Raw genomic sequence first — 24,288 nt, 5'->3', positions numbered from 1 at the left:
GGCTCAGGGCCAGAGCAGTTCCCTGGCCCAGCCCCGCTCCTCGCGGACGTAGCGCAGGCGAACGTGCCGCCGTAGCGCGTCGCCCTGGAAGAACTCGGCCTCGTCGGGGAAGACGCGGTACAGGGTCCAGGTCGGGACGGGGGTGTGCGGCTCGCGTTGGGCGCGTTCCCAGGCCGCTTCGGAAGTCTGGGTCAGCTCCTCCAAGGACGGGAGGACTTCGCTCTGGTGGCCGGTCAGTGCCGCTGCCAGGGAACCTGTCGAGCGGACGTGCAGGTCGGCCCGGGATTCGGCGGCGGGCGCCGGGAGGGCCGGGCCGCGCAGGCGGATCTGGCGGCCCAGGCGGGGCCAGTAGAAGGAGAGGGCGGCGTACGCGAAGTGCTTGAGCTGGTGGCCCTTGCGGCTTGTGGAGTGGGTCGCGAACGACCAGCCCTCCTTGTCCGCGCCGTGCAGCATCACCATCCGTACGTCGGGGAGGCCCTCGTCGTCCCGCGTCGCCAGTGACATCACACGCGGCGGCTCCGTCTCCCCGGCGGCCACCGCCTCCGCGAACCACGCGGTGAAGAGGGCGAGAGGGGCGTCCGGTGCCGTCGTCGGGTCGAACGGCCGTAGTTCGGTCGTCTCGGGGGCCCATACCCGCAGGGACTTCAGCAGGTCGTGGAGGTCTGGTCCCGCTTCCGTTGCCATGAGTCGAGTAACACCTCTGGCCGGTGCCGGTGCCGGTTCCGGTGCCGAAGTCGTATGCCGTGAAGTCCTCGACGGGCGGTACCCGATCCGTTGGTAGGCCACTCAGTGGTCGACTCGTCCCATGTCAGGGCGCTAAAAGGGGGAGCCACACGGGTCCCTCGCCGGTCGACCGGGGCCGGGCAGGCTCGAAACACCAGTTGATCACCGACGGGCATGGCACCCCGCTCGCCGTCCTGCTGACCGGCGGCAACCGCAACGACGTCACCCAGCTCCTGCCCTTGCTCGACGCGATCCCGCCTGTCCGCGGCCGTGTCGGACGACCGCGCCGCAAACCCGACTCGCTGTTCGCCGACCGCGGCTACGACCACGACGTCTACCGCGACCAGGTCCGCGACCGCGGCATCGTGCCGGCCATCGCTCGCCGCGGAACACGCCATGGCACCGGACTGGGCACGTACCGGTGGGTGGTCGAGCGGAGTTTCGCGTGGCTGCATGGCTTCCGGCGCCTACGGATCCGCTGGGAACGCCGAGCCGACATCCACGAAGCGTTCCTTAAACTCGCCTGCTGTCTGATCACCCACCGACAACTCAGCTCATTTTGTTAGCCGTTGTAAGCGTCGACGTCGTGGCTTTAATGCAGCCATGGCCTACGCGATTCAATACGGGTATCTGGATGTGAATCCGATCGCGGAAATGGAGCGCTACTGCTGGCCGTGGTGCGGTTGACCCGCGAGTTCTCATGAACGCAGTACAGGGGCGGGAGTTCCTGACAGCCGTTTCCTACGTGGGATCGGTCCACCGTAACCGGGGAAGACGCCTTGTCGCTTTCTTCGGCTGCATCCTGTACGCCGCTATGCGTCCGGCCGAAGGCGTCGGATTGAAGCTGGATGACTGCTACTTGCCGGAAACAGGATGGGTCGTGCTCACCCATCGGGAAACACGCCCCGGTGTCGGGAAGGAAGTGGACCGACTCCGGCGAGCGGCACGACAAGCGCGGGCTGAAAATGCGGGACCCCGAGTCGGATCGTCCGGTGCCTATTCCGCCTATCTTGGTGGCGATGCTCCGTGCGCACCTGAAGGAGTTCGGGACTGCGGCCGATGGTCGGGTGTTCCAGAACGAACGGGGTGGCCTTGTGGGCACTTCCAGCTACTGGCGGGTGTGGGAGGAGGCTCGCCCCTTCGCGTTTCCGCCTCACAAGTTGGCGTCCCCGCTCGTCGGAAAGCCGTACGACGGGCGGGCCACGTGCATCACCGACTGGCTTCGCTCCGGCCTCCCCGTGGCAGAGGTGGCCCGCCGCGCCGGCACCTCACCGGAAGTCATCGATCGCCACTACGCGGGCTGCATCGACAACAGCGAGGAGGAAGACAACAGGAAGATCGAAAAGACGATGGGGTGGGCGCCAACGGACGCAGGGTGAGCCTTGCGCGGCTCACGCACTCCTCACGCACAAACAGCGAGAGACAGTGAGAAAGGGCGGGAGTCAGTGAGACTGACTCCCGCCCTCTCGTGCTGGCATCCGCGCAGCTCACCTACCGAATTCTGTAGGTGGTATGGCGAGTGCCCCCGGCAGGATTCGAACCTGCGCACACGGCTCCGGAGGCCGTTGCTCTATCCCCTGAGCTACGGGGGCGTGTCCGTCGCGGTGATCGCGGCGACGGGTAGAACCCTACCAGCTACTTGCGGGTGTCCATGAACAGGTTTCTCGGTGATCAGGGAGGTGGTCGGGAAGGTGGTCAGGGAGGCCTGGTGGGTTGCTCGCAGGGGGTGGAAGTGGGGAAAACCCGGACGCGGTGGCCGGTCCGGACCTACTCTCGAGTTGTGCCAGGCGCGTCGGGTCGGGTGCTTGTTGTGGACGACAACAAGGTCATCCGGCAGTTGATCAGGGTCAATCTCGAGCTGGAGGGTCTCGAGGTCGTGACCGCGGCCGATGGTGCCGAGTGTCTGGACGTCATCCATCAAGTGCGGCCCGATATCGTCACCCTGGATGTCGTCATGCCTCGGCTGGACGGGTTGCGGACTGCCGCTCGGCTGCGCAGCGACCCCCGTACCCGTGATCTGCCCCTCGCCATCGTCAGCGCCTGTACCCAGTACGAGGTCGAGAGCGGGCTCGACGTCGGCGTCGACGCGTTTCTCGCCAAGCCCTTCGAACCTGCTGAACTCATCAGTCTCGTACGGCAGTTGATCGAGCGCGGGCGGCGGGAGCCGCGGGACCCACGTGATCCGGCCGGTGGCCTCTCCGACGGCCTCCCCGATGGTCTGTCAGACGGCCTCTCCAACGGCCTCTCCATCGGTGGTGCCTTCGGCGCCGGTGTGAGCGAGGGGGAGCGGGCCGGGCGTAGCGGGCGGGGTGGGCGGGGTGGGCGTAGCGGCGGCTGAGTCGGCTGCCTCCTCTCCCCTTTCCTCACCCTTTGCCTCACCCTTTTCCTCTGGCTCTCGCCTCCGCCTCCGTGTTCCTCGCCGCCCCCTCGCCGTCTCCGTCTCCGTCTGCCTCTCGCCCCTCTCCCTTTCCGTCTCCCCCCGCCTCCTCTCCGTCCCCCTTTTCCTCCGGCTCCGCCACCCCCCCGCGTCCACATCCCGGACCCCTGGCCAAACCGGCTGGCCTACCCACCCCCCTCCTCCCATACGCTTGTCCCGTGACCCCCGTCGAGCTCTCCCGTACCGTGCTGCGCGCGGTGCGTCGTGCTGTCGAGGACGGGGAGCTGCGCGTGGCCGTGCCGGAGAAGGTGTCGGTGACCGTGCCGGGGGCCGGTGGGTGGGGGGACTACGCCACCAACATCGCCCTCCAGCTCGCCCGGCCCGCCGGGGAGACCCCCCGCCGTGTCGCCGAGCTGCTACGGCCGCATCTCGCCGGCGCCCAGGGCGTCAGCGGTGTCCAGATCACCGGGCCCGGGTTCCTCAACATCAGTCTCGGGAGTACGGCGTCCACCGCCCTCGTCGCGGAGATACTGCGGCGCGGCCCGCGGTACGGATGCGTAGAGGCAGACGTAGAGGTAGAGGCAGCGAAGGACGGCATCAGCTACGACGCCCCTACGGACCACCCCGTCCACCTGCACGCCCCCCACGACCCCCGCGCCCTCGTCTTCATGGACGCCACCGCCCGCCTCCTCCGTTCCCAGGGCACCCCCGTCCGCACCAGCTGCGAGGCACGCCCCGACCCCGAGTGGACCGCGGCCTTCCGTGTCGAGGTCGACGCCTACGGCACCCCGGCGACACCGGTTCCTCTCGACGTGAACGTACGGCCCGTGCCGGCCCCCGACCTCGCCGGACTTCTCTCCCTCGGCCCCGACGCCGCCCGCTGGGCCCTGCTCCACCCCGCCGCCCACGACCGGCCCCGGCCGAGCGCCGACCTTCTCGTGCAGGGTGAGGCCAACCCCCTCTTCCGGGTCCGTTACGCCTACGCCCGCACCCGGGCCGTCAGCCGTAACGCCGCCGACCTCGGCTTCACCGCCCAACCCGGCGACGTACGAGACGACGTACCAGAAGGCGTACGAGACGACGGACCGGCGGACACCGCGTCCATCACCGCGCCCCCCGCGCACACCCCACCCCCCGCGCCCCCCACACCCCCTCTCCTCACCCACACCCCACCCCCCGCGCCCCCCACACCCCCTCTCCTCACCCACACCCCACCCCCCACACCCCTCCTCACCCACCTCGCCGACCACCCCCGCCTCCTCGCCCGCGCAGCGGCCCACCGTGCTCCCGATCTGCTCGCCCGGCACCTGGTCGCCGTAGCCGATGCGGTGTTGCCGTTGGTTTCCGTCGTGCTGCCGCTCGGGGACGAGAAACCCTTGGCCGCCCACCGTGCCCGGCTCGCGCTTGCCGAAGCTGCCGGGGCGGTGCTTGCCGGTGGCCTCTCCCTGCTCGGCATCGACGCACCCGAACACCTCTGAGCGCCACGAAGACATCCACGATCTGCGCGCCAGGAAGAGACAGAAGAGACACGCCATGAGCCGTTCCGCACACCCCGCCGGTCCCCGCCACGCCGATGTCCTGCCCGAGGGGCACTACTCGGGCCCGGCCGCCGACCTCAACGAACTCGATCCCAAGGTGTGGGCGTCGACCGTCGGGCGTGACGCCGACGGTGTCGTCACCGTCGGCGGGGTCGACGTGAAGACGCTCGCAGAGCTGCACGGCACCCCGGCGTACGTGCTCGACGAGGCGGACTTCCGGGAGCGGGCCCGTGCCTGGCGGACCGCCTTCGGGCAGGACGCCGACGTCTTCTACGCCGGCAAGGCGTTCCTCTCGCGGGCCGTAGTGCGGTGGCTGCACGAGGAGGGGCTGAATCTTGACGTGTGTTCCGGTGGTGAGCTCGCCACCGCGCTGTCCGCGGGGATGCCCGCCGACCGCATCGCCTTTCACGGCAACAACAAGTCCGTGAGCGAGATCACGAGGGCCGTCGAGGCCGGGGTCGGGCGGATCGTGCTCGACTCCTTCCAGGAGATCGTGCGGGTCGCCCATATCGCGCAGTCCCTCGGCAAGCGGCAGCCGGTGCAGATCCGGATCACCGTGGGCGTGGAAGCGCACACGCACGAATTCATCGCCACCGCCCACGAGGACCAGAAGTTCGGGATTCCGCTGGCCGGGGGACAGGCCGCCGAGGCCGTTCGTCGGGCTCTTCAGCTCGACGGGCTGGAGCTGATCGGCATCCACTCCCACATCGGGTCGCAGATCTTCGACATGTCCGGGTTCGAGGTCGCGGCCCACCGGGTGGTCGGGCTGCTGAAGGCCGTCCGCGACGAGCACGGCGTGGAGCTGCCCGAGATCGACCTCGGCGGCGGGCTCGGCATCGCCTACACCAGCGACGACGATCCCCGCGAGCCGCACGAGATCGCCAAGGCGCTCACCGAGATCGTCACCCGCGAGTGCGAGGCGGCGAAGCTGCGGACCCCGCGGATCTCCGTCGAGCCGGGGCGCGCGATCGTCGGACCGACCGCCTTCACGCTCTACGAGGTCGGCACCGTCAAGCCCCTCGACGGGCTGCGGACATACGTCTCCGTCGACGGCGGGATGTCGGACAACATCCGGACCGCGCTCTACGACGCCGAGTACAGCGTCGCGCTCGTCTCCCGCCGCTCGGACGCCGAGCCCATGCTCTCCCGTGTCGTCGGCAAGCACTGCGAGAGCGGGGACATCGTGGTCAAGGACGCGTTCCTGCCGGGGGACCTGGCGCCCGGTGATCTCATCGCCGTGCCCGCGACGGGCGCGTACTGCCGTTCCATGGCGAGCAATTACAACCATGTGCTCCGGCCGCCGGTCGTCGCCGTGAAGGATGGGGAGTCGCGGGTCGTCGTGCGCCGGGAGACGGAGGAGGACCTGCTCCGGCTCGACGTCGGCTGAGGCGGGCGGAGAAAAGGAAGGGGTGGAAGATCTCCGGTCTTCCACTTCTCTGGAAATGAAATCGATGTCTCACGATCCGGACCATGGATAGAAACTCCCGTCCGGTGAGTGAGACTGGTCCAACCGATGACGGTATGAGGAAACGAGGTCGGATGATGCGTACGCGTCCGCTGAAGGTGGCGCTGCTGGGCTGTGGAGTGGTCGGCTCAGAGGTGGCGCGCATCATGACGACGCACGCCGACGACCTCGCCGCCAGGATCGGGGCTCCCATCGAGCTCGCGGGCGTGGCGGTACGGCGGCCCTCCAAGGTCCGCGAAGGCATCGACCCCGCCCTCGTCACCACCGACGCGACCGCCCTCGTCAAACGCGGGGACATCGACGTCGTGGTCGAGGTCATCGGCGGTATCGAGCCCGCCCGCTCCCTCATCACCGCCGCCTTCGAGCACGGCGCGTCCGTCGTCTCCGCCAACAAGGCGCTGCTCGCCCAGGACGGCGCAGCGCTGCACGCCGCGGCCGGGCAGCACGGCAAGGACCTCTACTACGAGGCCGCCGTCGCCGGCGCGATTCCGCTGATCCGACCGCTGCGCGAGTCCCTCGCCGGCGACAAGGTCAACCGGGTGCTCGGGATCGTCAACGGGACCACCAACTTCATCCTCGACAAGATGGACAGCACCGGCGCGGGCTATCAGGAGGCCCTCGACGAGGCCACCGCCCTGGGATACGCCGAGGCCGACCCCACCGCCGACGTCGAGGGCTTCGACGCCGCCGCCAAGGCCGCCATCCTCGCCGGAATCGCCTTCCACACGCGCGTGCGTCTCGACGACGTCTACCGCGAGGGCATGACCGAGGTCACCGCCGCCGACTTCGCCTCCGCGCGGAACATGGGCTGCACCATCAAGCTGCTCGCCATCTGCGAGCGCGCCGAGGACGGCGGCAGCGTCACCGCGCGCGTGCACCCCGCGATGATCCCGCTCAGCCACCCCCTCGCCTCCGTCCGCGGCGCCTACAACGCCGTGTTCGTCGAGTCCGACGCCTCCGGACAGCTGATGTTCTACGGCCCCGGAGCGGGCGGCGCCCCCACCGCCTCCGCCGTGCTCGGCGACCTCGTCGCCGTGTGCCGCAACCGGCTCAACTCGACCACCGGGCCCGGCGAGTCGGCGTACGCCGCGCTCCCCGTGTCGGGCATGGGCGAGGTCGTCACGCGGTACCACATCAGCCTCGACGTCGCCGACAAACCAGGTGTTCTCGCACAGGTCGCCACCGTGTTCGCCGAGCACGGTGTCTCGATCGATACGGTTCGGCAGCAGGGGAAGGACGGCGAGGCCTCTCTCGTCGTCGTCACGCACCGCGCGTCCGACGCCGCCCTCACCGGGACCGTCGAGGCGTTGCGCAAGCTCGACACCGTGCGGGGTGTCGCCAGCATCATGCGGGTTGAAGGAGAGTAACCAGCAATGACCCACCAGTGGCGCGGAATCATCGAGGAGTACCGGGACCGGCTGCCGGTATCCGACAGCACGCCGGTCGTCTCCCTCCGCGAGGGCGGCACGCCCCTCGTGCCCGCGCAGGTGCTCTCCGAGCGCACCGGCTGCGAGGTCCACCTCAAGGTGGAGGGCGCCAACCCCACCGGGTCCTTCAAGGACCGCGGTATGACCATGGCCATCACCCGGGCCAAGGAGGAGGGCGCGCAGGCCGTCATCTGCGCCTCCACCGGCAACACGTCGGCCTCCGCCGCCGCCTACGCCGTGCGCGCCGGGATGGTCTGTGCCGTCCTCGTGCCGCGGGGCAAGATCGCGCTCGGCAAGATGGGCCAGGCCCTCGTGCACGGCGCGAAGATCCTCCAGGTCGACGGCAACTTCGACGACTGCCTCACCCTCGCCCGCCAGCTGAGCGACAACTACCCCGTGGCGCTGGTGAATTCGGTCAACCCGGTGCGCATCGAGGGCCAGAAGACGGCCGCCTTCGAGATCGTCGACATGCTCGGCGACGCGCCCGACATCCACGTCCTGCCGGTGGGCAACGCGGGCAACATCACCGCGTACTGGAAGGGCTACAAGGAGTACGCCGGTGACGGCATCGCCGCGAGGACCCCGCGCATGTGGGGCTTCCAAGCTTCGGGGTCCGCGCCCATCGTGCGCGGCGAGGTCGTCAAGGACCCCTCGACGATCGCCACCGCGATCCGCATCGGCAACCCGGCGTCCTGGCAGTTCGCGCTGGACGCGCGGGACGAGTCCGGCGGGTTCATCGACGAGGTGACGGACCGTGAGATCCTGCGCGCCTACCGGCTGTTGGCCGCCCAGGAGGGCGTTTTCGTCGAGCCCGCCTCCGCCGCCTCCGTCGCCGGTCTGCTGAAGGCGGCCGAGCAGGGCAAGGTCGACCCGGGCCAGACCATCGTCTGCACGGTCACCGGAAACGGCCTGAAGGACCCCGACTGGGCCGTCGCGGGCGCCCCGCAGCCCGTCACCGTCCCGGTCGACGCGGCCACCGCCGCCGTGCGCCTCGGTCTGGCGTAACCCCGTACGACAGGGAGATCCCTGACGGGGGTGCACAGGGGGCTTACGACACGCATCGTGCGCCTCCTGTGCGCCCTATGTCGCCACAGAACCTTCCTTCGATAGGCTGTACCGAACCCGCCCGCCGCATATGCCTGCGCGCATGTCCCGGCGCCGCGCCGTCTCCACGGCCCGAGGGTCTCCACGTACCCATCGGATGTCATCGAACTTCATCGAATGTCTTCGACAACCACGCAGCTCAAGGAGAGTCATCGAGCGATGGCCGGTCCAGCCTTCCGCGCCGCCGCCGTCCGGGTGCGCGTCCCCGCCACCAGCGCCAACCTGGGCCCGGGCTTCGACGCCTTCGGCCTCTCGCTGGGGCTCTACGACGACGTCGTCGTCCGTGTCGCCGACTCCGGGCTGCTCATCGACATCGCGGGCGAGGGCAGCGAGACCCTCCCGCGCGACGAGAACCACCTCCTCGTACGAGCCCTGCGCACCGCCTTCGACCTGCTCGGCGGGCAGCCGCGCGGCCTCGAGATCGTGTGCGCCAACCGCATTCCGCACGGCCGCGGCCTGGGCTCCTCCTCCGCCGCCATCTGCGCGGGCATCGTCGCCGCACGCGCCGTGACCATAGGCGGGGACTCCCGGCTCGACGACACGGCCCTGCTGGAACTCGCCACCGAGATCGAGGGCCACCCCGACAACGTGGCGGCCTGTCTGCTCGGCGGATTCACGCTCTCCTGGATGGACGGCGGAGCAGCGCGGGCGATCAGGATGGACCCCGCCGACTCCATCGTTCCGGTGGTTTTCGTGCCCGGCAAGCCGGTGCTCACCGAGACCGCGCGCGGCCTGCTCCCGCGCAGCGTCCCGCACGTCGACGCCGCCGCCAACGCGGGCCGCGCCGCACTGCTCGTCGAGGCCCTCACCCGGCGCCCCGAGCTGCTGCTGCCCGCCACCGAGGACCGCCTGCACCAGGAGTACCGCGCGCCGGCGATGCCCGAGAGCGCCGCGCTCGTGGACCGCTTGAGGGCGGATGGAGTTCCGGCCGTCATCTCCGGCGCCGGGCCCACGGTGCTGGCACTCGTCGACGCCGACAACGCCGACAAGGTGGCCCACCTCGCCGGCGAGGGCTGGGCCGCCAACCGGCTGGATCTCGACGCACAGGGTGCCTGCGTACTTCCGCTCGCGGCCCCCAGTGCCCCTTGACTACGTACCGTCGCCGGATTTCGAGAGGGGGAATGTTTGTTGGATCCGGTAGTGTTAATCTCAAGTCTGCACCCGACCCCACCATGGCGAGGTGCTTGTTGTCCCCGTCCGGGACAGACATTCTTCCGGGAGCCTCCCAAGCCGCACCGTGTTCCGTCCGGGCACTGAGCGGTTCGCCGGGCACGCTCCGGAAGCCGGGCTCGTTCCGGAATTGGTGCGACCAAGCCACGTGACACAGACATTCGGTGCCACGGTTTTCGGAAGCGCCGTCACCACATATCTCTTCCGCCGCTTTGGCGGACCACCGCCCCGGCACGGTTCACACAGCAAGAACCGAAGCCGGACAGCACAACCGGTCGCCGAGCCAGACAGGCCGACGTCCGCTCCAGGGAAGGACCCTTCGTGAGCGACACCACCGATCTGATGGGCGCACGTGTCGAGGAGACCGCTGCCGCGCCCGCCACGGACGCCTCCGCGCCTGCCACCGGTGCCGGCTCCCGGCGGCGCCGCGGTACCGGCCTCGACGGCATGGTGCTGGCCGAGCTGCAGCAGGTCGCAACCGGCCTCGGCATCAAGGGCACCGCGCGGATGCGCAAGAGCCAGCTGATCGAGGTCATCAAGGACGCGCAGGCGGGAGGGGGCGCTCCGGCCAAGGCCGAGACCGCCACCGAGACCAAGCCGAAGCGCCGCGCCACCTCCAAGACCCGCACGGGCGACGAGACGATCGCCCCGGCCGAGCAGAAGGCCGAGAAGGTCGCCACCGAGAAGGCCGTGGCCCAGCAGCAGATCGACATCCCCGGCCAGCCCGCCGGCGGCCCTTCCCGCGCGAGCGACGCCGAGCGCGGGGGAGACGACGCCCCCGCCGAGCGCCGCCGTCGCCGTGCGACCGCCGAGGCCGGCAGCCCGGAGACGGTCACCGCCGAGGCGAAGAACGAGCCCAGGGCCGAGACGCCCGCCGCCGCGCAGGGCGACGCCGGTGACGACGGCCGGCAGGGCCGCCGGGACCGCCGCGACCGCGGTGGCCGCCAGGACCGCCAGGACCGTGACCGCGGCGACCGCCGCAAGGACAACGAGCAGCAGGGCGGCGGCCAGCAGCAGGGCGGCGGACGCCAGGACCGGCAGGACCGTCAGCAGCAGGGCCAGCAGCAGAGCGGTGGCCGCCAGGACCGCCAGCAGCGCGACAACGGCCCGCAGGACGACGACGACTTCGAGGGCGGCCGGCGCGGCCGTCGCGGCCGGTACCGGGACCGCCGGGGCCGTCGTGGACGCGACGAGTTCGGTGGTGCCGCGGGTGAGCCGCAGGTCGCCGACGACGATGTGCTGATCCCCGTCGCGGGCATCCTCGACATCCTCGACAACTACGCGTTCATCCGGACCTCCGGCTACCTGCCGGGCCCGAACGACGTGTACGTCTCCCTCGCCCAGGTCCGCAAGAACGGCCTGCGCAAGGGCGACCACGTCACCGGCGCGGTCCGGCAGCCGAAGGAGGGCGAGCGCCGCGAGAAGTTCAACGCGCTCGTGCGCCTCGACTCCGTCAACGGCATGGCACCCGAACACGGCCGCGGGCGACCGGAGTTCAACAAGCTGACGCCGCTGTATCCGCAGGACCGGCTCCGCCTGGAGACCGACCCGGGGGTGCTGACGACCCGCATCATCGACCTCGTCGCGCCCATCGGAAAGGGCCAGCGCGGTCTGATCGTGGCCCCGCCGAAGACCGGCAAGACCATGATCATGCAGGCCATCGCCAACGCGATCACGCACAACAACCCCGAGTGCCACCTGATGGTCGTCCTGGTCGACGAGCGTCCGGAAGAGGTCACCGACATGCAGCGGTCGGTGAAGGGCGAGGTCATCTCCTCGACCTTCGACCGCCCCGCCGAGGACCACACCACGGTCGCCGAGCTCGCCATCGAGCGCGCCAAGCGGCTGGTGGAGCTGGGCCACGACGTCGTCGTGCTGCTCGACTCCATCACGCGTCTGGGCCGTGCCTACAACCTCGCCGCCCCCGCCTCCGGCCGCATCCTCTCCGGTGGTGTCGACTCCACGGCGCTGTACCCGCCCAAGCGCTTCTTCGGTGCCGCGCGCAACATCGAGGACGGCGGCTCGCTGACCATCCTCGCCACCGCGCTCGTCGACACCGGCTCGCGCATGGACGAGGTCATCTTCGAGGAGTTCAAGGGCACGGGCAACGCCGAGCTCAAGCTCGACCGGAAGCTCGCCGACAAGCGCATCTTCCCCGCGGTGGACGTCGACGCGTCCGGTACCCGTAAGGAAGAAATCCTGCTCGGCAGCGACGAGTTGGCCATCACCTGGAAGCTGCGCCGGGTGCTGCACGCGCTCGACCAGCAGCAGGCGATCGAGCTGCTGCTCGACAAGATGAAGCAGACGAAGTCGAACGCGGAGTTCCTGCTCCAGATCCAGAAGACGACGCCCACTCCCGGCAACGGTGACTAGTCGTCCTGTCGGCTGAGCCCGGTCTGTCGGCCGAGCCCCGCCTCCAAAGGGCCGCCCCCTCCTTTCCGAGGGGGCGGCCCTTTGGGTTGTCAGTGGCTCGCTGTAGGCTCTCGCCCTTCGGACTTGCTTTCGACGATCGTCCGAACTTCTGATCCCGAGGGGGGACTTGAGTGGGTACGCCCATGCCTGGGGCCGGTCGGCACAGACGCCGGATCCGTTTCGGACTTCCTGTCGCCGCGGCCGGTATCGCCGCCGCCGTGACCGCCGCCCTGCTGACGACGTCCGCCGGCGCGGCCACCGCGCTGCCGACGCCGACCGCGAAGCCCGTCGTGGCCCAGCCGTCGCTCACGACGCTGAAGGCGCGCATCGCGGGCGCGCAGGCCGGTGACGACACTGCCGGACAGACGACCAAGAAGTCGTCCCTGAGCGCGAGCACCACCGGCAAGGCCGTCGACCCGAAGATCATCGGGGGGACGACGACCACCATCAACACCGCGCCGTTCATGGCGCAGCTCTGGTACTACGACGACAAGGGCACCACCGCCACGTCCGACGACGTCGGCTTCTTCTGCGGTGGCTCGGTCGTCTCGCCGTCGAAGATCCTGACGGCCGCGCACTGCGTCAAGGGCTACAACTGGGCCAAGTACGGCGCCGTCGTCACCAGCGCCACCCAGCTGCCCACCGACGACGACCTGCACGGCGGCCAGGCCACCGCGGTCCTGCGCCAGTGGAACAACCCGTCGTACACCGTCTCGACGGACGGCGCCCCGAACAACGACATCGCGGTCCTCACCCTGGCGGCCCCCGTCAAGGCGACCCCGATCCGCATGACGACGAGCACCGACACGGCGTCGTACACGGGCACCCCCGCCAAGACCGCCAAGGTCTACGGCTGGGGCCGCACCAGCTCCACCACGCAGGACATCTCCGAGACGCTGAAGACGGCCACGCTGCCGATCAACTCGGACGCCACCTGCACCGCCGCCTACGGCAGCGTCGACTACGTCAAGGGCCACATGGTCTGCGCGGGCGAGCCCGCCACCGGCAGCGACACCGGTACGACGACCACCTGCAACGGCGACTCCGGCGGCCCCCTGGTCGTCGGCGGCCGGATCGTGGGCGTGGTGTCCTGGGGCGTCGAGGACTGTGTGGCGGAGGGCGCCTACAGCGTCTTCACGAAGGTCAGCACGTACGCCGGCGCGGCCTACGCGCAGATCGACGACGGCAACCTGAGCTACACCGACAACAAGGCCGACGTCTACGCCCGCAAGTCCTCCAGCAAGGTGGGCTACGAGCTGGACTCCAAGGGCACCTCGCTGGCCACCCGCCAGTCCCTCGGCGACTGGAGCGCGGTCAACCTGGTCCGCTCGGCCGACCTGAACCGCGACGGCTACCAGGACTGGATCTACCGGATCGGCAACGGCGCGGTCTACTGGGACCACTTCCAGCTCAACAGCGCCCGGGACGACGGCAGTTGGGTCAGCACGAAGATCTTCGCCAACTGGAAGACCCGCACCCGGATCGTCGCCCCCGGCGATGTCACCGGCGACTACCTGCCCGACCTGATCTCGGTCGACAGCTCCGGCGTGCTGTGGATCTACCCGGGCAAGGGCAACGGCACCTTCAGCTCGCCCTCGCGCGTCGGCGGCGGCTGGAGCCAGTACAACGTGCTCGTCGGCCACGGCGACTTCAACGGTGACGGCAACGCCGACCTGCTCGCCCGCAACAAGAGCACCGGCGTCGTCTACCTGTACAAGGGCGCCGGCAAGGCCGGCTCGGGTGCCTTCGCGGCCCGCGTGAAGGTGCGCACCTGGGGCAGCTACAACGCCTTCGACGCGGTCGGCGACTTCACCGGCGACGGCAAGGCGGACCTCCTGATCCGCAACGCGAGCAACGCGCTGTACCTGTACCCGGGCACCGGCAAGGCCACCAGCGAGATCTTCGGCACACCGAAGTCGCTCGGCACCGGTTTCCAGCAGTACGACATCTTCGGCTGAAATCGCAGGTGAGCGGGGCATGACCCGCTCACCTCGAATACACAGAGTGCCCATCGCCGTACGCGATGGGCACTCTGCGTTGTGCAACCCTTTCCCGAGTTTCCCTGTCTGACCTGGTGGAGCGACCATAGAGCGAGGATTGAGCGGTATCAGTCGCTTCGGCCAGGCCTGAACCCTGAAAGCAGGGGGTACCCGACCGGAACGAGATGCGAGGAGCCCATGTCCGCCGAGAGCACGCCGGAGCCCGCCATACCGGGCAAGGACGGCACCAACGGCAACAACGGCCCACGCCACCGCGCGGGAGGCCCCAAGAAGGACCGCAGCCCACGACACAAGGCCCTGCTGATCACCGCCTGGGTCGCCGCGGGCGTCGTGGTGCTGGGCGGTACCGGCGCCGGGTACGTGTACTTCAAGCTCAACGGCAACATCAAGAGCGTCGACATCAACCAGGCCCTCGGCACCGACCGGCCGGTCAAGGTCGACAACGGCTCCGAGAACATCCTGGTCCTGGGCTCCGACAGCCGCTCCGGCACCAACAAGAAGCTGGGCGGCGGCACCGACGACGGCAGCGCCCGCTCCGACACCGCGATGATCATCCACGTCTACAAGGGCCACAAGAAGGCCAGCGTGATCTCGATCCCGCGCGACACCCTCGTGGACCGCCCCCAGTGCACCGACACCAAGGGCGTCAAGCACGACGCGGCGTCCGGCGTGATGTTCAACGAGGCGTACTCCACCGGCGGCGCGGCCTGCACGGTGAAGACCGTCGAGTCCGTCTCCGGGCTGCGCATGGACCACTACCTCGAGGTCGACTTCTCGGGCTTCGAGAAGCTCATCAACGAACTCGGCGGCGTCCGGATCACCACCACGAAGGACATCAAGGACCCGCAGAGCCACCTGAACCTCAAGGCCGGCGCGCACACGCTCAACGGCTCGCAGGCCCTCGGCCTGGTCCGCACCCGGCACGGCGTCGGTGACGGCTCCGACCTCGGCCGCATCCAGCTCCAGCAGGCGTTCATCAAGGCGCTCGTCAACCAGGTCAAGCACATCGGCGTCCTGACCAGCCCCACCAAGCTGTACGAGCTCGCGAACACCGCCACCCAGGCCGTCACCACCGACTCCGACCTCGGCTCGGTCAACTCCCTCACGTCCTTCGCCAACGGCCTCAAGGGCATCAGCTCCACGAACATGAACATGGTCACGATGCCGGTCGAGTACGACCCGGCCAACCCGAACCGGGTCATCGTGGAGAAGGCGAAAGCCCAGATGGTCTGGACGGCCCTGAAGAACGACCGCCCGATCCCGGCGGCGGCCACCAAGGGCACGGCGACAGGCGAAGCCAAGGGCGTCGTGACGTCGTAGTTCGGCCCGCGACCAGCCCCCACCGACCCGCGGGGAATAGATCACCCAAGCCCCCGGTTTGGGGAGATGGCTCCAGTCCTGGCAGACTGGTACGTCGGCCCCGGTTCACGCCCCGCAACCCGCGGAGCGACCCGGCGCCCTCCCGAAACTAGGAGACACCTTGAAGCGCGAGATCCACCCCGAGTACGTCGAGACCCAGGTCAGCTGCACCTGTGGCGCGTCGTTCACCACCCGCAGCACGATCACGAGCGGCAACATCCGCGCCGAGGTCTGCTCCGAGTGCCACCCGTTCTACACGGGCAAGCAGAAGATCCTCGACACCGGTGGCCGCGTGGCCCGCTTCGAGGCCCGCTTCGGCAAGGCTGGGGCCGGCTCCAAGAAGTAGCGAGCCTCAATTTCGCCGGTCCACGGCCGCGCCCTCCACAGGCGCGCCGGGACCGGCGTTTTTGGTCGCCCGCCTTCCCTTTCTCCACCGCATTTCAGGAGCCCAAATGTTCGAGGCTGTCGAGGACCTCATCGGCGAGCACGCCGACCTTGAGAAGAAGCTCGCCGACCCGTCGGTCCACGCCGACCAGGCCAACGCGCGCAAGCTGAACAAGCGCTACGCCGAGCTCACCCCGATCGTCGCCACGTACCGCTCCTGGAAGCAGACCGGCGACGACATCGACACCGCGCGTGAACTCGGCGCCGACGACCCGGAGTTCGCGGCCGAGGTCAAGGAGCTGGAGAAGCACCGCGACGAGCTCACGGAGAAGCTGCGCCTCCTGCTGGTCCCGCGCGACCCCAGTGACGACAAGGACGTCATCCTGGAGATCAAGGCGGGCGCCGGCGGCGACGAGTCCGCGCTCTTCGCGGGCGACCTGCTGCGCATGTACCTGCGGTACGCGGAGCGCGTCGGCTGGAAGACCGAGATCATCGACGCCACCGAGTCCGAGCTGGGCGGCTACAAGGACGTCCAGGTCGCCGTGAAGACCAAGGGCGGCAACGGCGCGACCGAGCCCGGCCAGGGTGTCTGGGCCCGCCTGAAGTACGAGGGCGGAGTGCACCGCGTGCAGCGCGTCCCGGCGACCGAGTCCCAGGGCCGTATCCACACCTCCGCGGCCGGTGTCCTCGTCACCCCCGAGGCGGAGGAGGTCGACGTCGAGATCAACCCGAACGACCTCCGCATCGACGTCTACCGCTCCTCCGGTCCCGGCGGGCAGTCCGTCAACACGACCGACTCCGCCGTGCGCATCACGCACATTCCGACCGGAGTGGTCGCTTCCTGCCAGAACGAGAAGAGCCAGCTGCAGAACAAGGAACAGGCACTGCGTATCCTGCGCTCCAGGCTGCTCGCCGCGGCGCAGGAGGAGGCGGAACGCAATGCCGCCGACGCCCGCCGCAGCCAGGTCCGCACGGTCGACCGCTCCGAGAAGATCCGTACGTACAACTTCCCGGAGAACCGCATCTCGGACCACCGCGTCGGATTCAAGGCGTACAACCTGGACCAGGTCCTCGACGGCGACCTCGACGCGATGATCCAGGCGTGCGTGGACGCGGACTCGGCCGCCAAGCTCGCGGCGGCGTAAGGCACGGCACGGTTCGGCACGGACGAGTACGACACGGAGGACTTGCGTGCAGCAATCATTTGGGGAGCGACCCCCAAACCCCCGGGGGGTGCTGCTAGCAGAGGTGGCCCAGGCCACCCAGCGGCTGGCCGACGCCGGCGTGCCCTCACCGCGCAACGACGCGGAGGAGCTCGCCGCGTTCGTGCACGGCGTGAAGCGGGGCGAGCTGCACTCCGTGAAGGACGTGGACTTCGACGCCCGCTACTGGGAGACCATCGCCCGGCGCGAGCAGCGCGAGCCGCTCCAGCACATCACCGGCCGCGCCTTCTTCCGGTACCTGGAACTCCAGGTCGGGCCAGGGGTGTTCGTGCCGCGCCCCGAGACCGAGTCGGTGGTCGGCTGGGCCATAGACGCGGTCCGCGCGATGGACGTCGTCGAGCCGCTGATCGTCGACCTCTGCACCGGGTCCGGAGCCATCGCGCTCGCCCTCGCGCAGGAGGTCCCGCGATCCCGGGTGCACGCCGTGGAGCTGTCCGAGGACGCGCTCCAGTGGACCCGCAAGAACATGGAGGGCTCCCGCGTCGACCTGCGGCAGGGCAACGCCCTGGACGCCTTCCCCGACCTCGACGGCCATGTCGACCTGGTCATCTCCAACCCTCCGTACATCCCGCTCACGGAGTGGGAGTACGTCGCTCCCGAGGCCCGGGACTACGACCCCGAACTCGCCCTGTTCTCCGGGGAGGACGGCCTCGACCTGATCCGCGGCATCGAGCGCACCGCGCACCGGCTGCTGCGCCCGGGCGGTGTCGTCGTCATCGAGCACGCCGACACCCAGGGCGGCCAGGTGCCGTGGATCTTCACCGAGGAGCGTGGCTGGGCCGACGCGGCCGACCACCCCGATCTCAACAACCGCCCGCGCTTCGCGACCGCCCGCAGGGCGACGCCGTGACGGCCGCATTCGCCAGGCAGGCAGCGACAACAGGCGCCCCGGAGGCGAACCGAGCTACAAAAAAAGGAGACCGCTAGACATGGCACGGCGATACGACACCAATGACGCGACCGACCGCACGACGGGTCTGCGCGAGGCCGCGTCCGCCGTCCGCCGGGGTGAACTCGTGGTCCTGCCGACCGACACGGTCTACGGCATCGGGGCCGACGCGTTCTCCTCGGAGGCCGTCGCCGATCTCCTGGACGCCAAGGGCCGGGGCCGCAACATGCCCACCCCCGTCCTCATCGGCTCCCCGAACACGCTGCACGGCCTCGTCACGGACTTCTCCGAGCTGGCCTGGGAACTCGTCGACGCGTTCTGGCCGGGCGCCCTCACCCTGGTCGCCAAGCACCAGCCGTCCCTCCAGTGGGACCTGGGGGACACCCGGGGCACGGTCGCCGTCCGTATGCCGCTGCACCCGGTCGCGATCGAGCTGCTGACCGAGGTCGGCCCGATGGCGGTCTCCTCGGCGAACCTCACCGGGCACCCTTCGCCGGAGGACTGCGACGCGGCCCAGCAGATGCTCGGGGACTCCGTCTCCGTCTACCTCGACGGCGGTCCGACGCCCGGCAACGTGCCGTCGTCGATCGTCGACGTCACGCGCGAGGTGCCGCTGCTGCTGCGCGCGGGCGCGATCTCCGCGGAGGAGCTGCGCAAGGTCGTACCCGACCTCGAGGTGGCGAATTGACAGCCCCTGACGCGGGGCGTGGCATAGGCAACGGGGAAGTGACGGGGACCTTCGGGCTTCCCATGGACAACTTCCGCATCCTCCACGTCAGCACCGGCAACGTGTGCCGCTCGCCGATCACCGAGCGGCTGACCCGTCATGCCCTGGCGGACCGGCTCGGCGACCCGCTGTGGGGCGGGCTGATCGTGGAGAGCGCCGGGACGTGGGGCCATGAGGGCGCGCCCATGGAGACCAACGCGGCGACGGTCCTCACCGACTTCGGCGCGGACCCCTCCGGGTTCACCGGCCGCGAGCTGCTCGACGACCATGTGATCCGCGCCGACCTGGTGCTGACGGCCACCCGGGACCACCGGGCCCAGGTCATCTCGATGGGCCACTCGGCGGGCCTGCGCACCTTCACCCTCAAGGAGTTCACCCGCCTGGTGAAGGCGATAGACCCGACGACCCTGCCACCCCTGGAGGACGGCATGGTGGCCCGCGCCCGGGCCCTGGTCCGTGCTGCGGCGGCCCTCCGCGGCTGGCTCCTGGCCCCCACGGCGGAGGCGGACGAGGTCTTCGACCCCTACGGGGCACCCCTCCCGTTCTTCCGCTCCATCGGCGACGAGATAAACCAGGCGATCGACCCGGTGGTGACGGCGCTGACGGGTGTCCCCGCGAGGACGTAGGCAACGGCCGCGCGCCCCACCCGCCCCGGGCCTACATTGGACGTACGTCAACGTCGACGCCCCGGAGTCCACCATGTCGGTCGTCCCTGTCCTTGAGACCGATGTCCTGCGCCGGCAGGACCCCGAGCTGGCCGAGATCCTGCTCGGGGAGCTGACGCGGCAGTCGACGACGCTTCAGCTGGTCGCCGCCGAGAACTTCAGCTCGCCCGCCGTGCTGGCCGCGCTCGGCTCGCCGCTCGCCAACAAGTACGCCGAGGGATACCCCGGCGCCCGCTTCCACGGCGGCTGCGAGATCGTCGACGTCGCCGAGCGCGTCGCCGTAGAGCGGGCGAAGGCGCTGTTCGGGGCCGAGCACGCCAACGTGCAGGCGCACTCCGGGTCTTCGGCCGTGCTCGCCGCCTACGCCGCGCTGCTGCGGCCCGGTGACACCGTCCTGGCGCTGGGCCTGCCGTACGGCGGGCATCTCACGCACGGGTCGCCGGCGAACTTCTCCGGGCGGTGGTTCGACTTCGTGGGCTACGGGGTCGATGCCGAGACCGGGCTCATCGACCACGCGCAGGTGCGTTCCCTGGCCCGTACACATCGGCCCAAGGCGATCGTCTGCGGGTCCATCGCCTATCCCCGGCACATCGACTACGCCTTCTTCCGCGAGGTCGCCGACGAGGTGGGCGCCCATCTCATCGCCGACGCCTCGCATCCGATCGGCCTGGTCGCCGGGGGAGCGGCGCCCAACCCGGTGCCGTACGCCGACATCGTCTGCGCGACCACGCACAAGGTGCTGCGCGGGCCGCGGGGCGGGATGCTGCTGTGCGGGAGCGGGCTGGCGGAGCGGGTCGACCGGGCGGTGTTCCCGTTCACCCAGGGCGGGGCGCAGATGCACACCATCGCCGCGAAGGCCGTCGCGTTCGGCGAGGCGGCGACCCCGGCCTTCACGGCGTACGCCCATCAGGTGGTCGCCAACGCCCGGGTGCTCGCGGCGGGTCTCGTGGGGGAGGGGTTCGTCGTCACGACGGGCGGCACCGACACCCACCTGATCACCGCCGACCCGCTGCCCCTCGGCGTCGACGGACGCGCCGCACGCGGTCAACTCGCCGCCGCGGGGCTGGTGTTGGACTGCTGCCCGCTTCCGCACGGAGACGCGCGCGGGCTGCGCCTCGGCACCGCCGCGGTGACCACGCAGGGCATGGGCGAGGGCGAGATGGCGACCGTCGCGGCACTGCTGGCGGGCGTCCTGCGCGGCCGGGTCGACACCCGGCGGGCCCGTGACGAAGTGCGGGATCTTGTGGGTGGATTCCCGCCCTATCCGGGCTGAACGGGGGTACCTGTACGAGGTGCACAGCCACACGTGCAACCATCGTCGCTACCCGGAAGTCCCCAACCATATGCGCGCCTCGCTAGGGTGTGGGGCTGTGATGGCCAGCGAGACCTGTGGGGAAGCCTGTGCGTGAATACCTGCTGACGCTCTGCGTGACGGCCGCGGTGACGTATCTGCTGACCGGGCCGGTGCGTAAATTCGCGATCGTGGCCGGAGCGATGCCGGAGATCCGGGCCCGTGACGTGCACCGGGAACCCACTCCGCGGCTCGGCGGTATCGCCATGTTCTTCGGACTGTGCGCCGGCCTGCTGGTCGCCGACCACCTGACCAACCTCAGCGAGGTCTTCCAGAACTCGAACGAGCCGCGCGCCCTGCTCTCCGGAGCGGCCCTGATCTGGCTGATCGGGGTCCTGGACGACAAGTTCGAGATCGACGCCCTGATCAAGCTGGGCGGCCAGATGATCGCCGCCGGCGTGATGGTCATGCAGGGTCTGACGATCCTGTGGCTGCCCGTCCCGGGCGTCGGCAACGTCGCGCTGACCCAGTGGCAGGGCACCCTGCTCACGGTCGCCCTGGTCGTCATCACCATCAACGCGGTCAACTTCGTCGACGGCCTCGACGGCCTCGCCTCCGGCATGGTCTGCATCGCCGCCGCCGCGTTCTTCCTGTACGCCTACCGGATCTGGTACTCGTACGGCATCGAGGCCGCCGCCCCGGCCACGCTCTTCTCGGCGATCCTGATGGGCATGTGCCTCGGCTTCCTGCCGCACAACATGCATCCCGCCCGGATCTTCATGGGCGACTCCGGCTCGATGCTGATCGGCCTGGTGCTGGCCGCGGGTGCGATCTCCATCACGGGGCAGGTCGACCCGGACGCGCTCCAGCTGTTCGTCGGCTCCGAGAAGGCGGCGGTGCACCAGACGGTGCCCGTGTACATCCCGCTGCTGCTGCCGCTGACGATCATCGCGGTGCCGGCCGCCGACCTGGTGCTGGCCATCGTCCGCCGCACCTGGCGGGGCCAGTCGCCCTTCGCCGCGGACCGCGGCCATCTGCATCACCGGCTCCTGGAGATCGGCCACTCGCACAGTCGGGCGGTGCTGATCATGTACTTCTGGTCGGCGCTGATCGCGTTCGGCGCCCTGTCGTACTCGGTCAACTCGGCCTCGATGTGGATCGTCCTCGGCATCGTCATCCTGAGCGCGCTCGGGCTCGTGCTGCTTCTGCTGCCGCGCTTCACGCCGCGTACTCCGCGCTGGGCCGAGCACCTGGTGCCGCCGCGATATCGCCGTCGCAGGGCCGGAGTTGACCCCGTCGTGGTGCTGGCGGAGGAAGACCGTGACCCGCGCCCGCCGGTTGTCTCCGGTGTGTCAGGAGTCAACGGAGCGACCGCCGTCGGGGCCCGTTCACGCCTTCTCGACGGTCGTAAAGCGGAGTCCTCACGCTGACGCCAAGGTAAGAATCTGACTAAAGCGTTGCCATCTCGTGGGGGGACAAAGCCTCCCCATACCAGACAAGTTGGCCGCTATTTTGCACAGACGCGCACTGTCACTCTCATGTGTGACAGCAAGCACACCTTCTAGGTAAAGACCGCATCAAATAGTTTGTGATACGGTTCACGAGAACCCGGGACAGAGCCGAAGGACCGTAGTGCGACGGTCCATTGGCGTGAGGTTCTCTCTCATCCCGGGACTACGCTCGTCCATGACGACACGCCCCCCTTAGTAAGCGGAGTTGCCGCCATGCCGTCCAATGACGCCCGGATTCTCCTTCAGGCCGCTGTGCCCACAGCTGCCGTCGGCGCGATTGCCGCCGTCGTCAGTGGTGTGGTCGCCGGCGGCAAAGGAGCTATTGGGGCAGCCGTTGCGACGCTGATCGTGATCCTCTTCATGGGAATCGGGCTCTACGTTCTGCAGCGCACTGCCAAATCGCTTCCGCACCTGTTCCAGGCGATGGGCCTCATGCTCTTCGCGGCGCAGATTCTGCTGCTGTTCATTTTCCTCGCCGCGTTCAAGCACACCTCGCTCTTCAATCCCAAGGCCTTCGCGTTCACCCTGCTCGTCGACACCGTCATCTGGACCGCCGCGCAGACCCGTGCCCACATGAAGGCCAAAATCCTCTATGTCGAGCCCGACAAGTCGGGGCACTCGTCGTGAGAGGTAGGGCCGGGATAAGAGGGCGTAAGAGACCCTGCTATCGTCCGGTGCCAACTGCGGCATCGCGGGCGCGGGCATCTGAGCTGACGCCTGCTCAATCGCGAGGCTTGATGCCCCACTGCCGCCCCCACATCCGTAACACCAGTCCAGTGCCGAACCGCGGCCGCGTGCCGCGCCGACACAACGAGGTTGCCGTACCTATGCGCCACGCTGAAGGAGCCCGCGGTGAGTGCTGACCCGACGCAGGTGCTCGCCTTCGAGACCGACTGCCACATCTTCGACGGCTGTGGCTTCCCGGCTCCCGGCCTGCACTCGTTCCTGTTCAAGCCCCTTCTCGGGGACGGCGACAGCAACTTGTACTTCAACAAGACGATGCTGCTGGCGCTGCTCGGCTCGATCATCGTCGTCGGCTTCTTCTGGGCCGCCTTCCGCAAGCCGAAGGTCGTCCCCGGCAAGCTGCAGATGGTCGCCGAGTCCGGCTACGACTTCATCCGCCGCGGTGTCGTCTACGAGACGATCGGCAAGAAGGAAGGCGAGAAGTACGTACCGCTGGTCGTCTCGCTCTTCTTCTTCATCTGGATGATGAACATCTGGTCGATCGTCCCGGTCGCCCAGTTCCCGGTGACGTCGATCATTTCGTACCCGGCCGTCCTCGCGGGCATCGTCTACATCGTGTGGGTGTCGCTGACCTTCAAGCGGCATGGATTCGTCGGCGCCTTCAAGAACTTCAGCGGTTACGACAAGTCGCTCGGCGCGGTTCTCCCGCTGGCGATGGCCATCGAGCTGCTCTCGAACCTGATCGTCCGGCCGTTCACGCACGCGGTGCGACTGTTCGCGAACATGTTCGCGGGCCACACCCTGCTGCTGCTCTTCACGATCGCCAGCTGGTACCTGCTCAACGGCATCGGCATCGCCTACGCGGGTGTCTCGTTCGTCATGGTCCTCGTGATGACGGCCTTCGAACTCTTCATCCAGGCCCTGCAGGCGTATGTCTTCGTGCTGCTGACCTGCACCTTCATCCAGGGCGCGCTCGCCGAGAACCACTGAGCACCCCCACCAGAACCCCCCTTAGCGTCCGGTGGCCAACCCCCGCCGGTCCGTACAGATAAGGAAGAATCAGCATGGCTGCCACTGAGACCCTCGCTGCCGTCTCCGGTTCGCTCGGCTCCATCGGCTACGGCCTCGCCGCCATCGGTCCCGGCGTCGGCGTCGGCATCATCTTCGGCAACGGCACCCAGGCGCTCGCCCGTCAGCCCGAAGCTGCCGGCCTGATCCGCGCCAACCAGATCCTCGGCTTCGCCTTCTGTGAGGCCCTTGCCCTCATCGGCCTGGTCATGCCGTTCGTCTACGGCGTCTGATCAGTCGATCAGCAACAGCCCACTAGACGAAAGGCACT

21 protein-coding genes, 1 tRNA gene and 1 pseudogene are annotated in these 24,288 nt (G+C 69.2%); 21 read left to right on the top strand and 2 right to left on the bottom strand.

Annotated elements, in window-relative coordinates:
• Positions 1–3 precede the first annotated feature (3 nt).
• The gene (locus ACIRB1_RS42555) at positions 4–684 is read right to left on the bottom strand and encodes a pyridoxal 5'-phosphate synthase (protein ID WP_403469343.1); all 681 of its coding nucleotides are present in this window, start codon (positions 682–684) and stop codon (positions 4–6) included.
• 102 nt (positions 685–786) lie between these two features.
• Here ACIRB1_RS42555 and ACIRB1_RS42550 point away from each other — a divergent pair.
• A pseudogene (locus ACIRB1_RS42550) lies at positions 787–1,289 on the top strand (IS5 family transposase); the annotation flags it as partial.
• 342 nt (positions 1,290–1,631) lie between these two features.
• Positions 1,632–2,102 (top strand): hypothetical protein, encoded by a 471-nt coding sequence (locus tag ACIRB1_RS42545; protein WP_403469342.1) that lies wholly within the window; start codon positions 1,632–1,634, stop codon positions 2,100–2,102.
• 141 nt (positions 2,103–2,243) lie between these two features.
• Here ACIRB1_RS42545 and ACIRB1_RS42540 read toward each other — a convergent pair.
• Positions 2,244–2,315: transfer RNA gene (locus ACIRB1_RS42540), tRNA-Arg, on the bottom strand.
• 140 nt (positions 2,316–2,455) lie between these two features.
• Here ACIRB1_RS42540 and ACIRB1_RS42535 point away from each other — a divergent pair.
• The 19 genes from ACIRB1_RS42535 to ACIRB1_RS42445 all read left to right on the top strand — a co-directional run bounded on the left by ACIRB1_RS42535 (position 2,456) and on the right by ACIRB1_RS42445 (position 24,250).
• Entirely contained in the window at positions 2,456–3,061 is a 606-nt protein-coding gene (locus ACIRB1_RS42535; RefSeq protein WP_403469351.1) for a response regulator, read from the top strand.
• Between the two features lie 257 nt (positions 3,062–3,318).
• Positions 3,319–4,578 carry an ArgS-related anticodon-binding protein NrtL gene (gene nrtL / locus ACIRB1_RS42530; protein ID WP_403469341.1) on the top strand — a complete coding sequence of 420 codons (1,260 nt, stop codon included), beginning with the start codon at positions 3,319–3,321 and terminating at the stop codon, positions 4,576–4,578.
• 55 nt (positions 4,579–4,633) lie between these two features.
• Positions 4,634–6,025 (top strand): diaminopimelate decarboxylase, encoded by a 1,392-nt coding sequence (gene lysA / locus ACIRB1_RS42525; protein ID WP_352180599.1) that lies wholly within the window; start codon positions 4,634–4,636, stop codon positions 6,023–6,025.
• Between the two features lie 152 nt (positions 6,026–6,177).
• Positions 6,178–7,470: a homoserine dehydrogenase gene (locus ACIRB1_RS42520; protein WP_352180598.1), complete on the top strand. Its 1,293-nt coding sequence runs from the start codon at positions 6,178–6,180 to the stop codon at positions 7,468–7,470.
• A 6-nt stretch (positions 7,471–7,476) separates the two neighbouring features.
• A complete protein-coding gene (gene thrC, locus ACIRB1_RS42515; RefSeq protein WP_403469340.1) occupies positions 7,477–8,535 on the top strand; it encodes a threonine synthase in 1,059 nt (352 codons plus the stop codon).
• A 258-nt stretch (positions 8,536–8,793) separates the two neighbouring features.
• Entirely contained in the window at positions 8,794–9,723 is a 930-nt protein-coding gene (gene thrB, locus ACIRB1_RS42510; RefSeq protein ID WP_352180596.1) for a homoserine kinase, read from the top strand.
• A gap of 402 nt (positions 9,724–10,125) precedes the next feature.
• Positions 10,126–12,177, top strand: coding sequence for a transcription termination factor Rho (rho, locus tag ACIRB1_RS42505; RefSeq protein ID WP_403469339.1), 2,052 nt, complete (start codon positions 10,126–10,128; stop codon positions 12,175–12,177).
• A gap of 182 nt (positions 12,178–12,359) precedes the next feature.
• The gene (locus ACIRB1_RS42500) at positions 12,360–14,174 is read left to right on the top strand and encodes a trypsin-like serine protease (protein WP_403469338.1); all 1,815 of its coding nucleotides are present in this window, start codon (positions 12,360–12,362) and stop codon (positions 14,172–14,174) included.
• Between the two features lie 219 nt (positions 14,175–14,393).
• The gene (locus tag ACIRB1_RS42495) at positions 14,394–15,536 is read left to right on the top strand and encodes an LCP family protein (protein ID WP_352180593.1); all 1,143 of its coding nucleotides are present in this window, start codon (positions 14,394–14,396) and stop codon (positions 15,534–15,536) included.
• Between the two features lie 160 nt (positions 15,537–15,696).
• Positions 15,697–15,921 (top strand): 50S ribosomal protein L31, encoded by a 225-nt coding sequence (gene rpmE / locus ACIRB1_RS42490; RefSeq protein ID WP_019073185.1) that lies wholly within the window; start codon positions 15,697–15,699, stop codon positions 15,919–15,921.
• A gap of 106 nt (positions 15,922–16,027) precedes the next feature.
• Positions 16,028–17,104 carry a peptide chain release factor 1 gene (gene prfA / locus ACIRB1_RS42485; RefSeq protein ID WP_352180592.1) on the top strand — a complete coding sequence of 359 codons (1,077 nt, stop codon included), beginning with the start codon at positions 16,028–16,030 and terminating at the stop codon, positions 17,102–17,104.
• Between the two features lie 88 nt (positions 17,105–17,192).
• Positions 17,193–18,032, top strand: coding sequence for a peptide chain release factor N(5)-glutamine methyltransferase (prmC, locus tag ACIRB1_RS42480; protein WP_234468096.1), 840 nt, complete (start codon positions 17,193–17,195; stop codon positions 18,030–18,032).
• Positions 18,033–18,111: 79 nt separating this feature from the next.
• Positions 18,112–18,759 carry an L-threonylcarbamoyladenylate synthase gene (locus tag ACIRB1_RS42475; RefSeq protein WP_266772590.1) on the top strand — a complete coding sequence of 216 codons (648 nt, stop codon included), beginning with the start codon at positions 18,112–18,114 and terminating at the stop codon, positions 18,757–18,759.
• Positions 18,756–19,424, top strand: coding sequence for a protein-tyrosine-phosphatase (locus ACIRB1_RS42470; RefSeq protein WP_352180591.1), 669 nt, complete (start codon positions 18,756–18,758; stop codon positions 19,422–19,424). The genes ACIRB1_RS42475 and ACIRB1_RS42470 overlap by 4 nt, the downstream gene beginning before the upstream one ends.
• Before the next feature lie 73 nt (positions 19,425–19,497).
• On the top strand, positions 19,498–20,736 hold the full coding sequence (glyA, locus tag ACIRB1_RS42465) for a serine hydroxymethyltransferase (RefSeq protein WP_403469337.1): 1,239 nt from the start codon (positions 19,498–19,500) through the stop codon (positions 20,734–20,736).
• Positions 20,737–20,864: 128 nt separating this feature from the next.
• Positions 20,865–22,184, top strand: coding sequence for an MraY family glycosyltransferase (locus ACIRB1_RS42460; protein WP_352180589.1), 1,320 nt, complete (start codon positions 20,865–20,867; stop codon positions 22,182–22,184).
• A gap of 294 nt (positions 22,185–22,478) precedes the next feature.
• Positions 22,479–22,892: a hypothetical protein gene (locus ACIRB1_RS42455; RefSeq protein WP_352180588.1), complete on the top strand. Its 414-nt coding sequence runs from the start codon at positions 22,479–22,481 to the stop codon at positions 22,890–22,892.
• A gap of 210 nt (positions 22,893–23,102) precedes the next feature.
• Positions 23,103–23,939: a F0F1 ATP synthase subunit A gene (atpB, locus tag ACIRB1_RS42450; protein WP_352180939.1), complete on the top strand. Its 837-nt coding sequence runs from the start codon at positions 23,103–23,105 to the stop codon at positions 23,937–23,939.
• 74 nt (positions 23,940–24,013) lie between these two features.
• Entirely contained in the window at positions 24,014–24,250 is a 237-nt protein-coding gene (locus ACIRB1_RS42445) for a F0F1 ATP synthase subunit C (RefSeq protein WP_067273352.1), read from the top strand.
• Positions 24,251–24,288: the final 38 nt, after the last annotated feature.

The sequence above is a fragment of the Streptomyces sp. NPDC096013 genome, from assembly GCF_044763565.1.
Classification (GTDB): Bacteria; Actinomycetota; Actinomycetes; order Streptomycetales; family Streptomycetaceae; genus Streptomyces.
This window is presented reverse-complemented; position numbering and strand designations above follow the sequence as displayed.

Coding starts and splice junctions, on each gene's coding strand:
- thrB (WP_352180596.1), top strand. CDS start 8,794: ATGGCCGGTCCAGCCTTCCGCGCCGCCGCCGTCCGGGTGCGCGTCCCC.
- ACIRB1_RS42520 (WP_352180598.1), top strand. CDS start 6,178: ATGATGCGTACGCGTCCGCTGAAGGTGGCGCTGCTGGGCTGTGGAGTG.
- lysA (WP_352180599.1), top strand. CDS start 4,634: ATGAGCCGTTCCGCACACCCCGCCGGTCCCCGCCACGCCGATGTCCTG.
- ACIRB1_RS42500 (WP_403469338.1), top strand. CDS start 12,360: ATGCCTGGGGCCGGTCGGCACAGACGCCGGATCCGTTTCGGACTTCCT.
- ACIRB1_RS42495 (WP_352180593.1), top strand. CDS start 14,394: ATGTCCGCCGAGAGCACGCCGGAGCCCGCCATACCGGGCAAGGACGGC.
- prfA (WP_352180592.1), top strand. CDS start 16,028: ATGTTCGAGGCTGTCGAGGACCTCATCGGCGAGCACGCCGACCTTGAG.
- ACIRB1_RS42475 (WP_266772590.1), top strand. CDS start 18,112: ATGGCACGGCGATACGACACCAATGACGCGACCGACCGCACGACGGGT.
- thrC (WP_403469340.1), top strand. CDS start 7,477: ATGACCCACCAGTGGCGCGGAATCATCGAGGAGTACCGGGACCGGCTG.
- glyA (WP_403469337.1), top strand. CDS start 19,498: ATGTCGGTCGTCCCTGTCCTTGAGACCGATGTCCTGCGCCGGCAGGAC.
- ACIRB1_RS42555 (WP_403469343.1), bottom strand. CDS start 684: ATGGCAACGGAAGCGGGACCAGACCTCCACGACCTGCTGAAGTCCCTG.
- ACIRB1_RS42455 (WP_352180588.1), top strand. CDS start 22,479: ATGCCGTCCAATGACGCCCGGATTCTCCTTCAGGCCGCTGTGCCCACA.
- ACIRB1_RS42445 (WP_067273352.1), top strand. CDS start 24,014: ATGGCTGCCACTGAGACCCTCGCTGCCGTCTCCGGTTCGCTCGGCTCC.